Annotated in this window: 14 protein-coding genes; 11 read left to right on the top strand and 3 right to left on the bottom strand. The window is 39.7% G+C overall.

All coding sequences use genetic code 11. The features are described 5' to 3' along the window. The first annotated feature begins 54 nt into the window (after positions 1-54). The 4 genes from HLH16_RS03670 (at position 55) to HLH16_RS03655 (ending at position 3983) form a co-directional block, all read left to right on the top strand. Positions 55-1332: an O-acetylhomoserine aminocarboxypropyltransferase/cysteine synthase family protein gene (locus tag HLH16_RS03670; protein ID WP_171528291.1), complete on the top strand. Its 1278-nt coding sequence runs from the start codon at positions 55-57 to the stop codon at positions 1330-1332. Between the two features lie 315 nt (positions 1333-1647). Then, positions 1648-2535 (top strand): SDR family NAD(P)-dependent oxidoreductase, encoded by an 888-nt coding sequence (locus tag HLH16_RS03665; RefSeq protein WP_131289333.1) that lies wholly within the window; start codon positions 1648-1650, stop codon positions 2533-2535. An 81-nt stretch (positions 2536-2616) separates the two neighbouring features. After that, positions 2617-2931, top strand: a complete 315-nt coding sequence (locus tag HLH16_RS03660; RefSeq protein ID WP_171528290.1) for a hypothetical protein — start codon at positions 2617-2619, stop codon at positions 2929-2931. Positions 2932-2990: 59 nt separating this feature from the next. After that, on the top strand, positions 2991-3983 hold the full coding sequence (locus HLH16_RS03655) for a DUF2806 domain-containing protein (RefSeq protein ID WP_171528289.1): 993 nt from the start codon (positions 2991-2993) through the stop codon (positions 3981-3983). A 40-nt stretch (positions 3984-4023) separates the two neighbouring features. Here HLH16_RS03655 and HLH16_RS03650 read toward each other — a convergent pair whose 3' ends face one another. Continuing rightward, positions 4024-6387 carry a Tex family protein gene (locus tag HLH16_RS03650; protein ID WP_171528288.1) on the bottom strand — a complete coding sequence of 788 codons (2364 nt, stop codon included), beginning with the start codon at positions 6385-6387 and terminating at the stop codon, positions 4024-4026. A gap of 336 nt (positions 6388-6723) precedes the next feature. Between HLH16_RS03650 and ompR the strand changes: the two genes are divergently transcribed. The 3 genes from ompR (at position 6724) to scpC (ending at position 10942) form a co-directional block, all read left to right on the top strand. Then, on the top strand, positions 6724-7488 hold the full coding sequence (ompR, locus tag HLH16_RS03645) for an osmolarity response regulator transcription factor OmpR (RefSeq protein WP_131289339.1): 765 nt from the start codon (positions 6724-6726) through the stop codon (positions 7486-7488). A 269-nt stretch (positions 7489-7757) separates the two neighbouring features. Beyond that, positions 7758-9218, top strand: a complete 1461-nt coding sequence (locus HLH16_RS03640; protein ID WP_171528287.1) for an ATP-binding protein — start codon at positions 7758-7760, stop codon at positions 9216-9218. A 206-nt stretch (positions 9219-9424) separates the two neighbouring features. Next, entirely contained in the window at positions 9425-10942 is a 1518-nt protein-coding gene (gene scpC, locus HLH16_RS03635; RefSeq protein ID WP_171528286.1) for a succinyl-CoA:acetate CoA-transferase ScpC, read from the top strand. Positions 10943-11070: 128 nt separating this feature from the next. On the opposite strand, the gene HLH16_RS03630 is transcribed toward scpC, so the two are convergent. After that, positions 11071-11820: a hypothetical protein gene (locus HLH16_RS03630; protein WP_171528285.1), complete on the bottom strand. Its 750-nt coding sequence runs from the start codon at positions 11818-11820 to the stop codon at positions 11071-11073. Between the two features lie 180 nt (positions 11821-12000). On the opposite strand from HLH16_RS03630, the gene HLH16_RS03625 reads away from it, so the two are divergent. Beyond that, the gene (locus HLH16_RS03625; RefSeq protein WP_131289347.1) at positions 12001-12702 is read left to right on the top strand and encodes a DsbA family oxidoreductase; all 702 of its coding nucleotides are present in this window, start codon (positions 12001-12003) and stop codon (positions 12700-12702) included. Positions 12703-12792: 90 nt separating this feature from the next. Here HLH16_RS03625 and HLH16_RS03620 read toward each other — a convergent pair whose 3' ends face one another. After that, the gene (locus HLH16_RS03620) at positions 12793-12993 is read right to left on the bottom strand and encodes a dodecin family protein (RefSeq protein ID WP_067726883.1); all 201 of its coding nucleotides are present in this window, start codon (positions 12991-12993) and stop codon (positions 12793-12795) included. Positions 12994-13234: 241 nt separating this feature from the next. Here HLH16_RS03620 and HLH16_RS03615 point away from each other — a divergent pair, with 241 nt between their 5' ends. From HLH16_RS03615 to HLH16_RS03605, 3 genes are all read left to right on the top strand, one after another. Continuing rightward, on the top strand, positions 13235-13462 hold the full coding sequence (locus HLH16_RS03615; RefSeq protein ID WP_131289349.1) for a glycine zipper domain-containing protein: 228 nt from the start codon (positions 13235-13237) through the stop codon (positions 13460-13462). 232 nt (positions 13463-13694) lie between these two features. After that, positions 13695-13880: a hypothetical protein gene (locus HLH16_RS03610; protein ID WP_086194216.1), complete on the top strand. Its 186-nt coding sequence runs from the start codon at positions 13695-13697 to the stop codon at positions 13878-13880. 348 nt (positions 13881-14228) lie between these two features. Then, on the top strand, positions 14229-14408 hold the full coding sequence (locus HLH16_RS03605) for a hypothetical protein (RefSeq protein ID WP_171528284.1): 180 nt from the start codon (positions 14229-14231) through the stop codon (positions 14406-14408). The last annotated feature ends 3 nt before the right edge of the window (positions 14409-14411 follow it).

Raw genomic sequence — 14411 nt, 5'->3', positions numbered from 1 at the left:
ATATATAGAAATGCTAAACTCGATCAATATTTAACTCACAAAGATGATGTAAACATGACCTATAAAGATGAAACCCTCGCCATTCATGCCGGTTATAGCCCAGACCCAACAACAAAAGCTGTAGCCGTACCGATTTATCAAACCACATCTTATGCCTTTGACAATACTCAACATGGGGCCGATTTGTTCGATTTAAAGGTGCAAGGGAATATCTACACCCGTATTATGAACCCGACTACGGCGGTGCTAGAGCAACGTCTGGCTGCGCTTGAAGGTGGGATTGGTGCACTTGCACTCGCTTCGGGCATGTCAGCCATCACCTATTCCATTCAGACCATTGCCGAAGCGGGTGACAATATCGCCTCTGTTTCCACTTTATATGGCGGAACTTACAACTTGTTTGCACACACCTTGCCAAAACAAGGCATTGAAGTGCGCTTCTTCGATTATCAAGATCCTGAAGCGTTGCGCGGTTTGATTGATGACAAGACCAAACTGGTGTTTGTGGAATCGATTGGTAATCCACTCGGCAATATCATTGACCTGGAAGCGATTTCGAAAATTGCGCATGAATATGGTGTACCGGTCATTGTCGACAATACGGTTGCCACCCCTGCTCTGCTGAAACCTTTTGAACATGGTGCTGACATCGTAGTGCACTCACTGACCAAATATATTGGCGGTCATGGCAACTCGATTGGCGGTGCCATTGTTGATAGTGGAAAATTCCCTTGGGGTAAATATCCTGAGCGTTTCAAAGTGTTGAATAGCCCAGACCCCAGCTATCATGGAGTGAATTATGTCGAAGCTTTAGGTGCCGCGGCTTATATCGCGCGTGCGCGTGTGGTGCCATTACGCAATACTGGTGCTGCTATTAGCCCACTGAGCGTATTCCTGATTATACAAGGGTTAGAAACTTTAAATTTACGTATGGAACGACACACTGAAAATGCGCAAAAAGTAGCGGAATATTTACAGCAGCATCCAAAAGTGAAATGGGTCAATTATGCTGGCCTGAAAGATCATCCACAGCATGCTTTGGCACAAAAATATGTGAAAGGTAAACCATCTGCAATTCTGTCTTTTGGCGTACAAGATGGTCTTGAAGGTGGGACTCGCTTTATTGATGCGCTGCAACTCTTCACCCGTCTGGTGAATATTGGTGATGCAAAAAGCCTCGCCTGCCACCCTGCTACCACCACTCATCGTCAGCTCAATGAAGAAGAACTAAAGTCTGCCGGAGTCAGTACGGATATGGTTCGCCTATCGGTTGGGATTGAACATATTGATGATTTGATTGAAGATTTAGAACAGGCACTTGCTCAAGTTTAATCTTTTGTCATCTACTTTGAATTCAACCTTCTTCCTCACCCGGAAGAAGGTTTTTTATTTCTTAACTACTTTGTGCTTATTTCTCTTTGCTTTGTTTTGAATTCGTGGTAAAAATTAAGTTATAAGAAGAATGAAAATAGAGCAATTACTCTAATTATATTTGTAAATTCAATAACTTATTTATAGATTTTTTTTAAACTTTGGTTATCATAACCGAGATGAGAAGAGCTCAATTCCCCAATATTTTGAGCCAAATAATCAACTACAAAAAACATAATCTAGAATTTTATTCTATTTAAATCAGGAAAAAACAGCGTGAATTCAAGACTAGAGAAACTCTTTCGAAATCGAGTTAACGGCAAAGTGGTTTTAATCACAGGTGCATCCAGTGGTATTGGCTTAACTGCTGCACATAAACTTGCCGATGCAGGGGCACACGTTTTATTGGTGGCTCGTACCAAAGAAACACTAGATCAAGTCAAACAAGAAATTGAAGCCAAAGGTGGCAAAGCCTCTGTTTTCCCATGTGATTTAAACAACATGGACTCTATAGATGAAGTATCAAAACAAATCTTAGCATCTGTCGATCATATTGATATCCTAATCAACAATGCAGGACGCTCAATTCGTCGTGCGGTACATGAATCAACAGACCGTTTTCATGATTTTGAACGAACCATGCAGCTGAATTACTTCGGCGCCGTTCGTTTGGTGATGAACATTCTCCCACAGATGATGGTTCGTCGCGATGGCCATATCATCAATATCAGCTCGATTGGTGTATTAGCCAATGCAACGCGCTTTTCAGCTTATGTGGCATCTAAAGCCGCGCTGGATGCGTTCAGTCGCTGTCTGTCTGCCGAAGTTCATTCGCATAAAATTGCGATTACTTCAGTTTATATGCCATTGGTACGTACACCGATGATCGCACCAACCAAAATTTATAAATATGTGCCAACGCTTTCTCCTGAACAGGCGGCAGATTTAATTGCGTATGCAATTGTGAAACGTCCGAAGAAAGTGGCAACCCACTTAGGCCGTTTGGCATCGATCACCTACTCTATTGCACCAGATATCAATAATAAATTGATGTCGATTGGTTATAACCTGTTCCCAAGCTCTTCAGCTTCGGTTGGTCAACCACAGAAATTAAATTGGGTTCAAAAAGCATATGCTCGTCTGTTCCCGGGTGAACATTGGTAAAATTGTGCAATATTAAGCCAGTCATTAGACTGGCTTTTTTATGTTATAAACACACATCATTTTTTTTGCTTTTAGATTTTTATGCGGATTGCTGCTGTTATTTTTCAATATGCCTGTTTTGCTTTTGCCCTTTTCCTTTGCTACCAAATAGCGACTTCTATCTATCTAAAAGATTATCAATTGATGGATATCGTCAGTGATGTCGGTAGTATTTTAATTTGTATCGATTTGGCGATGTTCTTGCATTTCAATAAGTCGATTGCATCGATAAAAATGAAAGCAAGTTCTCAACGGTCTCCTGTGCAAGTTTCAACAGTAGAAAAAGTTAGCCGTAAGTTGGGACATCTAGGCATTATGCTAATTATCTGTAGCTGGATTGTGCCTAAGCTTGCATAAGAAAAACCTCCCCCTTGGGAGGTTTTTCGTTAAAATAATAAAATTTAAATCAAATAACTATGAATATGGAACAAGAAATTATTAAAGCAGCTACAGATATCGCAACTACAGCAGCAAATAAAGGTATTGGCAAACTAACAGATCTAGTCTTTTCCAAACAAATTCTTCAGCAAAAGCGCCTTGAAACTCTTTCAACAACCCAAGATCAAAAAGATGCAGAGCTTATTCAAAATGGTCTTGCTGAATTTAGAGACGGAAAGTTTCTTTTAATCGAAGATCAAATTGGGAATCCCTCCTCACCTTTAGGCTTAATTCTTGCTCAAAATCATCAAAACCAATCTAAAAACTTAAGTAAATGCTTAAGCAAAGCTTATGAACATTTATCTGAAAAAGCTGATGAAGAAATCAGTGATGAACAAATCTCAGAAACTTTCTTCAATAAATGGATGAATTATGGGAAAGAGGTTTCTGAAGAAGAGTTACAAGACTTATGGGGCAGAATTTTAGGTGAAGAAATTACTACACCAAGCTCTATCAATTATTTAGTTTTAAATACATTTTCATTAATGAGTAAAAAGCATCTGGAAGGTTTTATTGATCTATTACCATTTATTTGCGATGGAAATTTATATTGTAATAATGCTCTATCAGCTGAGGAAAATTACTCTTATGTACCACCTTCAATTTTATCTGAGTTAATTGACTTAAATATTATTAAAGGCCTACATCCTGGAGATGTTTTTTTCAAGAAAGAACTACATCAAGTCACTTATGGTGATAAAAGCTTCCCATCAATTTATGTTAATAAAACTAATTTTATAGCTCTTCACCTTAGTGATAACCTTCACGAAATTAAACCTAATTTCTTTTTACTTACCACTATTGGACAAAAGCTATTTGAAATTGCTCTGAGTAACTTTAAAATTGAAAATTATTTTTTAAAGCTAATAAATAGTTTTAAACAACTTCCTGAATTTAACTCTATACAAGCCTTTGAATTAGTATCTTTTATTGACAATAAGTGGCAATCTAAACTTATTATTCAAAGATAAAAAAACCTCCCAAATGGGAGGTTTTTTTAGCAATCAAAAATTATTTCGAACCTTTAATCCCTGCTTGTAATAACAATGCACCCAAACCACCAATTTTTTGCTCTTGTAGTTTAGCAGATTGAGGTTTTTTACCTTGTGGACGGTCGCCTTGAGGACGCGCAGTTTGTGGACGCTTCGCTTGCGGTTTACGTTCACCACGTTGTTCAGTTTGAGCATTTTGCTCACGGCGTGGCTGACGCGGCGCTTTCGCGGGTGCTTCAGAACCTTCAGGACGCATAGACAAGTTGACACGGTTACGTTCAGCATCTACTTGTAATACACGTACTTGAACGATTTGACCCGGTTTTACCACTTTATGCGGATCTGCTACAAACTCATTGGCAAGTTCAGAAATATGGACCAAACCGTCTTGGTGTACGCCGACATCTACGAATGCACCAAAGTTGGTAACATTGGTAATCACGCCTTCAAGTTGCATGCCTTCAGTCAATTGCGACACTTCGGTAATATCTTCACGGAATTTCGCAGTACGGAATTCTGGACGTGGGTCGCGACCTGGTTTTTCAAGTTCACTCAGTACGTCTTGAATAGTCGGCAGACCAAATTTTTCATCTGCAAATTCTTCAGCATTCACCTGACGAATGATTTCAGAATTACCAATAATATCTTTTACAGTCGTTGCTTTTGCTGCAACAATTTTGCTCACCAAAGCATAACTTTCAGGGTGAACTGCAGACGCATCCAGTGGCTCTGTGCCATCTTGAATACGCAAGAAACCCGCTGCCTGTTCAAAAGTGCGCTCACCTAAACGAGGTACATTTTTCAAGGCTTGACGGTTGTCAAAACGACCATTTTCTTTACGGTAGTCAAAAATCTGTTGTGCAATCGATTTGTTCAAACCTGCAATATACGACAGGATTGCAGGAGATGCGGTATTTACATCTACACCCACTGAGTTCACACAGTCTTCAACCACAGCTTCAAGCGTTTTCGCCAAGCCTGTTTGGTTCACGTCATGTTGATATTGACCTACACCAATCGATTTAGGATCAATTTTCACCAGTTCAGCCAATGGGTCTTGTAAACGACGTGCAATCGATACTGCGCCACGAATTGAAACATCTAGCTCTGGCAATTCTTGTGAAGCCAATTCAGATGCTGAATACACCGATGCACCTGCCTCAGAGACTGAAACACGTGTAAGGTTCAAGTCTGCGTTTGCAGCCATCATTTCCGCCACAACTGCTTCAGTTTCACGGCTAGCTGTACCATTACCAATTGCAATTAAATCAACATTGAATTCACGGCAAAGACGCGCAAGTTCAGCAATCGAACCTTCTTTGTCTTCTTTGGGTGCAAATGGATAAATCGTGCTATGTGCAACCACATCACCTGATGCATTCACTACAGCCAGTTTCACGCCGGTACGGATACCTGGGTCAACACCCAAAGTCGTACGCGCGCCTGCTGGTGCAGAAAGCAATAAATGACGTAAATTTTCAGCAAATACGTCCATTGCCTCGCTTTCAGCCGCAAGACGTTTTTCAGTCAGCAATGAATGCTCGATTTGTGGGCGAACTTTGCCGAGCCAAAACAGTTTTGCAGTTTGTTTCAAGAAGTTTTGGCGTGCTTGTGGTTGAACCGAATCAAGATGGTATTCAGTTTCAATACGCGCCAATAGTGCATCATCTTCACCATCAACCTTTAAGCCCAATACGTTTTCTTGACGACCACGTAACATGGCAAGCAAGCGGTGTGAAGGAACTTTATTGAAGTTTTCAGAGAAGTCGAAGTAATCGCGGAATTTCTTGCCGACTTCTTTTTTCTCATCACTTGCAACTGCACTTTTTAAAACTGCAGTTTTAGCAAAGGTCGCTTTTAATTCTGTGGTCAACGCAATATTTTGCGCCCAATCATCAATCAGAATATGCTGGATCGCATCCAGCTGACTTTCAACATCAGGATAATCTTCATGGCTAAAGCCCGCTAAAGCTTCAGTTGGATCAACCTGCTCTGCAAAGATTTTTGCCGCGATTGGCCCTAAACCTGCTTCTTTGGCTTTAAATGACTTACTAGTACGTTTTGGACGGTACGGTGCGTAAAGTTCTTCTAAAGCATTCTTGGTTTCAGCAGCGTTTACGCGGTTCACTAAATCATCTGACAATTTATTTTGTTCTTTCAGAGATTCAATAACTTTTTCACGGCGCTCAAATAAATCGCGTAAATACGATAAACGCGTGTCGAGTTGGCGTAACTGCGTATCGTCTAAGCCCTGAGTGACCTCTTTACGGTAACGTGCAATAAATGGAACGCTTGCACCTTCATCAATCAGCTTGATGGCAGCTTCTACTTGATTTGGACGTACGGCAATTTCTTTTGCTAACTGCTGAACTAAGTCAGTCATCGTGTTTGATCCTACAAGGATAAGTACTAAATGGCATGATTATAAAGACCAAGACCATAAAATCCACAATTGTTTTTATTAAATTTATAAGTGGTCAATATTGCCAATCGATGTGACCTTTATAATTCCCTACAAAATTAATTGATAAGTAGATTTTTAATCTGCATATTCAGTAAGATCAACTACAATTTAGATGTATACATTTGGTATCTATGTCTTGATTTTACCTGCTATATTTGTTGCTTTAGAGCATAGTAAACAGATACAAATGAATCGTATACTCAAGACTATCCGAACTTTTGTTTACGATGACAATAAAGAATAAAGGAGCACATCATGAGTTTAGTTGTACCTGCTGAAAAAACAGATCCAGTACAAAACGAAACTGATCGCGTCGAACGCATTCTCGTTGTAGATGATGATGTGCGTTTACGTACGTTATTACAGCGCTTTCTAGAAGATAAAGGCTTCGTGGTCAAAACTGCACACGATGCAACACAAATGGATCGTTTATTACAGCGTGAACTTTTCTCCTTAATCGTGCTCGATTTCATGCTGCCTGTGGAAGATGGCTTAAGTATTTGCCGTCGTTTACGCCAGTCCAATATCGATACACCGATCATCATGTTGACTGCACGTGGCAGCGACTCTGACCGTATTGCCGGACTTGAAGCCGGTGCAGATGACTACTTGCCAAAACCATTTAATCCAAATGAGCTGTTAGCGCGTATTCGTGCGGTGTTACGCCGTCAAGTGCGTGAAGTTCCGGGTGCACCAAGCCAGCAAATGGAAGTGGTCAGCTTTGGTCCATGGTCGCTTGATTTGTCTACACGTACACTGACTCGTGAAGGTCAAGTAGTTACCCTCACTACAGGTGAATTCGCCGTGCTTAAAGCACTGGTACAACATCCGCGTGAACCGTTGACTCGTGATAAATTGATGAACCTTGCCCGTGGTCGTGAATGGGGTGCGATGGAGCGCTCTATTGACGTTCAGGTGTCTCGTTTACGTCGTCTGGTTGAAGAAAACCCTGCCCGCGCACGCTACATCCAAACCGTTTGGGGTGTCGGTTATGTCTTTGTTCCAGATGGTGCTGAGTAATTAAAATTCGATCCGACAATTTAGCCCGTATCACCCGCATAAATTGTCCGGAAATGCCATTCGCTGCTGTTTGAGCCATCCTTCAACTAAATTTATAGATAAATGATGGCGAGTTCACCGAATGGCAAAAATTTTACTTGCGTAACAGTGTTACTCATTTTTTTTTAAAAAGTAATATGCTGAGCTCCTTCCATCGAAGGTACAAGCAGTAAGATTCCACCGCGAATAAAATAACTGCAATTTTTAGAATACGCCCACAGGAATCTGGTGTGAAACTCGAACCCATCGACCCACAAAAATTTACTGATTATGAAGCTTATTCGGAAAAGAAGCGAACCCGCTCGGAACGCTTTCTGGATAAGATCAAGCCACGTTCTGCTGCAATGCGTACCACAGTGCTCGTGTTATTCATTGTATTCTTCAGTTTATTTATGTCATTGTGGTTCTTTTGGCGCACCCTATATCTTCCTGAAATTCAGCAACACGCCCGCTATTTAGGGGTTGAACTCGAAATCATTAACAATCCCGATTTACGTATTTTCCATAATGATGCCGAAGTGGATGTCGACACCTGGCTCAAAAACCGTGTCGGTATCGAATACATTACCGATCCGAAAGAATATCCGAGTGTTCGCGACAAAGTCATTGCCGAATTTTTTACCAATCAAATTGAAAAAACGCTGGCCAAAGAACTGCAAGTTGAAAATGTGACAGTTTATTTCCAATTTAAACCAAGCCCGCGTATTTGGATTCAAACACCGGAAATGAATGGTCATTGGGTACGTGAACCCTTAAAAACCTATGCCAACTATAGCCCTGAACTGGTTTTTGGCTGGTTGCTCGGTGTGCCACTGATTGCCGCTGCCATCATTTTGACTCTGGTTCGCCAGTTAAATCGTCCCTTACGTCGTCTGCAAAATGCGGCAAATAACTATAGTAAAACCGGTTCTGCGCCTTATCTGGAAACTAATCATGGTCCTCAAGAGATTCGCGAAGTAAACCAGGCCTTTAATCATATGATTTATACCTTGGACCAGACTGAACGTGACCGCCGTATCATGCTGGCCGGGATTTCACATGACTTGCGTACGCCCTTGACCCGAATTCGCTTAAGCGCAGAAATGATGCCAGATGAAGACTTTCTTAAAGAAGGCTTGATTTATGATGTCGAAGATATGGATGCGATTCTTGATCAGTTCATCTCATACATGCGTGATGGCTCAGATGAAGAGCTGCAAGACACTGACATTAATATGCTGTTACAGGAATTAGTGATCCAGTTCAAACCATTAGATATCCGTTTTGAAGCTCAGGAAGTTCCCATCATTCAGGCACGTAGCCAGTCTTTAAAACGAATGATTGGCAATTTAATCAATAACTCGAAACGCTATGGTGCTGAACCCATCGAATTATCAGCGAAAGTTGAAAATGACCATATTTTTATTACTGTCGCAGACAATGGTGAAGGCATTCCGGAAGATCAAATTGAAGACTTGATGCAACCCTTTGTTCGCGGTAATGAAGCGCGTACGATCCAAGGTAGTGGTTTGGGTTTAGCCATTGTGAAACGGATTGTCGACATGCATCAAGGGCAACTTACTATTCACAATCGCCCTCAAGGAGGGTTGGAAGCCCTTATTTGTTTACCTGTGCTTCACAATAAAATAGAAGAAGAAGTTCCTCCGAGTACATTGGGGAAAATTAAACAAACATTCAGCGAGCATTTTTAACAATTGAGCAAATAATAAACAAATGGTTTTGTGCAACTATTAATCCATTCATTTTTACATCAGTAAAATCAATGGATTAATAACCATAAAAAATTATTATACCCACATTTTTTCAAAAAATTAGACCTTAGCCTAACAGGCATGCACAATTCCTTTTTAGGGCGGTACAATCCGTCTAGTTATTGAACAAGAATTGAGCGTAAACCATGTCTTTAGATCGTATTCGTTTAGCATCACTTCATGACAAAGTCATGAGCGCAGAACAAGCTGCTACTTTTATCCAAGATGGTATGACTGTAGGTATGAGTGGATTTACTCGTGCAGGTGAAGCAAAAGCTGTTCCTCTAGCACTTGTAAAACAAGCTCACAGTAATCCTTTGAAAATTACTTTAATTACTGGTGCTAGTCTGGGTAACGACTTAGACAAACAATTAACTGAAGCTGGTGTTCTTGCTCGCCGTTTACCTTTCCAGGTTGATAATACTTTACGTAAAGCCATCAACAAAGGTGAAGTCATGTTCATCGATCAGCATTTGTCTGAAACAGTTGAACAAATGCGTAATCTTCAGCTTAAAAAACCAGATGTTGCAATCATTGAAGCGGTTGCAATTACTGAAGATGGCGGCATTATCCCAACGACATCTGTGGGTAACTCTGCAAGCTTTGCCATTTTTGCTGAAAAAGTGATTGTAGAAATCAACACCAACTTAAGCCCTGCTTTTGAAGGCTTACACGATATTTATATCCCGACTTACCGTCCAACACGTCAAGCAATTCCTTTGACTCAAGTTGATGAACGTATTGGTACGCATGCGATCAATATCGATCCTTCTAAAATTGCAGGGATCGTATTTAACAGCGAATACCACGACTCACCATCAACTGTGACTGAGCCAGATGATGAAACTCAAGGTATTGCAAACCACTTGATCAATTTCTTTGAACAGGAAGTTGCTGAAGGTCGTTTACCGAAAGATCTTGGTCCATTACAAGCAGGTATTGGTTCAATTGCCAATGCTGTATTGACTGGTCTTAAAGAATCTAACTTTGAAGATCTTGTGATGTATTCAGAAGTACTTCAAGACTGTACTTTTGAATTAATCGATGCAGGTAAAATGAAGTTTGCATCAGGTTCTTCAATTACGCTTTCTGCTAAATATGGCGAAAAAGTATTTAACAACCTTGAAGCATACAAAGACAAACTTGTACTTCGTCCACAAGAAATTTCAAACCACCCTGAATTGGTTCGTCGTTTAGGGATTATCGGCATCAACACTGCACTCGAGTTTGACATTTACGGTAACGTAAACTCAACTCACGTTTGCGGTACTAAAATGATGAACGGTATCGGTGGTTCAGGTGACTTCGCACGTAATGCTCACTTGGCTATTTTTGTGACCAAATCGATTGCAAAAGGTGGCGACATCTCTTCAATCGTACCAATGGCGTCACACGTAGACCATTCTGAACATGACGTTGATATTCTTGTCACTGAACAAGGTCTTGCAGACTTACGCGGTTTAGCGCCACGTGAACGTGCTCGTGCCATTATCGACAACTGTGCTCACCCAATGTACCGTGATGCATTGAACGATTACTTTGACCGTTCATGTGCAAAAGGCGGCCATACTCCTCACCTTCTTCGTGAAGCGCTTTCATGGCACTCTAACTTTGAAGAAACTGGTCATATGCTTGCAGCTCAACCAGAAGCTAAAAGTGCTTAATCGCAACGGCTAAAAGCATTTAAAAAGCGTACTTCGGTACGCTTTTTTTATTTCAAGAAAGTCATTTCTGTGATCTAACACATATTAAATTCAATCATCCCCTGTTCAGTAGAATGCAAACTCGAATTTTATAGCTGCTGTTCAACCGCTTTTCGATTTTGCTTTTTAATTTTTTCCATTTCTGCATTTAACTGCAACACTTCCTGATACAAGGCATTAAATTGCTTTAAAGGTTGATCTTCATAAAACATAAAGGTTTTGTTCTTTTTCTGCCATTTATTATTTTTCAGAATTTCAAACAAAGCATCTGCTTTACTTAAAACTTGCAACTCCAAAGCAAATAAAGCATGAGTTTTATCACTGTCGCGACTTTCACGTAGACTGTCTGTTAATTGATGCCGCAGATTGGCTTTAATGGATAAATGTTTGGCTCTTGCCAAGGTATCTTCTTCACGTTGCCGGGTTTGTTGTTGATACTGTGCAGCCAGAAGATGGGCCTGTTTTAACATCTGTTCGGTTTCTACATATTTCTGTTTACGGTCTTGATCCAAGCGGTCGATATCTAAAAACTTATCCCAGTGAATTGCTTTGAGTTCACGCAGATACTGATTCCGGGCTTCAGCATTTTGAATCATCTGACTCAGCACGAAGTCCGCCATCACTTTATAATCGCCCTGTAAACGGTTATCTGACACATTGATATCAATCGGTTCAGACCAGTCTTGGGCCTGCTCATAAATGAGTTCTGCTTTTTCATACAATACAGTTTGGTAGGTCTTGAGTTGGCTCAGGTCATTTTGTTGTACCGAATACTGATAAAACATCCAACCAAATACGGCACATGTCGCCAATCCCAAGATGAGAAAAATCCTTGGCATGCGAAACTCCCCTATACTGACTTTTCAATAGCATAACCCGATTCAGAACCTTACCGGTTATTTATTCACCTAAAACATATCAAGTTTTTCCAGCCCGTTTCAGCATTAATTCAATTTTCATGCTTTAAATTTTTGTCCGAACCCCCATCAATATAGGCAATAAAAGATTCGAGATTTCTCATGCGCGTAGATATTTGGTCAGATGTGGTTTGCCCATTTTGTTATATTGGTAAAAAACGTCTTGAAGCTGCTGCTGAACAAGCAGGTTTAGAACTTGAAGTTCATTGGCATAGTTATGAACTTGATCCAGAAGCGCCAATCCGTCAGGAAATTTCAAACTCTGAACGTCTTGCACAAAAATACGGACGCACCGTTGCCGACGTTGAAGAGATGCAACGTAATATTGCCGCTATGGCAGCTGAAGAAGGCATCCAATTCAATTGGGAAAATGCCAACTCAGGTAACACCTTCAATGCACATCGCATTATTCACCTGGCTCAAAGTAAAGGCTTGGGTTCAGAAGCCAAAGAGGCCTTTTTCTATAGTTATATGACTCAAGGTTTACCGATTGGCGAACGTGAAACGATTGAAGATGTTGCTGCACGCATTGGCCTAAATCCGGTTGAAGTGGAAGATGTGCTCAATTCAGAAGAATATGCGGACTTTGTCAAATTTGATGAAGATGTGGCACGAGATCAATTAAAAGTGACCGGCGTACCGTTCTTTGTCTTTGATCAACGCATTGCATTAGCAGGCGCACAACCGCGTGAAGTATTTCTACAAGTCTTTGAAAAGGCTTTAGAAGCACCACAACAAGCGAATATTGAAGCTGAAGATGCGGCGATCTGTAAAGATGATCTCTGTGATGTTCCAGAGAAATAATTCTATTTCATTATTAATGACATAGAATTACTGTAACTGGTCATAAAAAATCCCCGAATCAGGGGATTTTTTATTTTACAATTCATCAATCTAATCGACCAAGAAACTGATTTTTAAATTCACACGATACTCAGTAATTTTATTGTCCTTAATCACAACTTTTTGCTCATTAATCCATGCACCTTGCACATTTTTTATTGTTTCGGTGACTTTGTGAATACCTGTTTGAATTGCATCTTCAAAACTTTTATTACTGCTTGAATTAACCTCAACTACTTTTGCGATAGCCATTGTTTAAACCTCAAATTTTATTCTTGTGAGGTCTGATCATAGGGTATTTTTTAAACAAAAATCCTTGTTTTAACATTACACCGCAAAAACTTACACGTAAGACACAATATCGCTGCCCCCTATCCAGCTCTTACAAAACACAACTTATATATACAAGGCTTGGACACAATCAGATGCACAATTCGCTAGGCTGATATGCGGAACATTTAAGTTCTGAATCATGAAACTTAAAGAGGTAAATATGAACACTGAAACTCAAGATGCTGCTGTTGATTCTACCCCTAAACAGCGCTCAAACATCAAATCACCTTTTTCTCCTACAGTCACAGGTGCATTGATTGGTGCTGTTGCTGGTAGTGTATTACCTGTTTTTGGTACAGTGAGTGGCGCTATTATTGGTGGTATTTCTGGTAAAGTTTACGAGAAAAAATGCAAAAGTAAGTGCCAAAGTAAATGTCATAAAAATTGATAATTTTTATATTTCTAAATGACTTAAGACAGATTGTTGAAACACAATCTGTCTTAGAGCAAAAACTCTAAACATATGATTTATATAATAATTTAAACTCACCATTCATCTTTTTTAACCCCCCAGCACTTACTTAATCTGATCATTATTTGATATTATTTACATGAAGTTTATTTTATTTCTCTCCCTTGCCCATCTTTCTTGGGCATCCTTTTACCTAAAGGAAATGATCATGAATGCTATTAAATCTTTTTTGGCTATTGCTGTTGTGGCTTTTTCTGCAAATGTATCTGCCCAAATTGTTTTTGTTCCAGATTTTCCTGCTAAAAAAGCAGTTACAACCGTAAAGGCCGACCAAAAAGTATCGGCTTTGGAACCTGTAACTCAAGATAAAGCTGCCTGTGAAAAAGTAGCTTAATAAGTTACCTTATTCCAGTAAAAAAACAGACTGATCTAACTCAGTCTGTTTTTTTATGCTGAAAAAATCATTTTATTTACTCTCATCTTATTCAGGATCGACACAAGATTTTAACCATAAGTTAATCTATTGATTTTTAATATGATGAAAAATCAAACGATAAATCACCATCTATTTTCCAATTCTCCCATCAAAAAATTTGAATGTTTTTTATCTAAAATCTACATTTTTTGTTCTTTATGTCGATAAATGCTCAAAACATGACAATATTTCTTCATGCTTTTTCTTTTTAAATCCATATAATCAAAGCATTAAATTAATAATTTCATTCAATGAAACCGTTTTCTTATGCAAGAACTTCAAGCGCTGATTCAAGGTAAAATTCCTCCGCAAACAATCAACATTGATCGTCTGATTGTGCTGGCTGAACAACACCCCACACCCACGTCTGCAGAATATAAATTACTTGAACTTGCTATTAATATTGTATTGGCAAGTTATCTAGAAAAAGCACAAAAACATCTCTAGAGG

This window comes from Acinetobacter sp. ANC 5378 (assembly GCF_013004315.1).
Lineage (GTDB): Bacteria > Pseudomonadota > Gammaproteobacteria > Pseudomonadales > Moraxellaceae > Acinetobacter.
The sequence above is the reverse complement of the archived record's forward strand: the minus strand, read 5'-3'. Positions and strand labels throughout refer to the sequence as shown.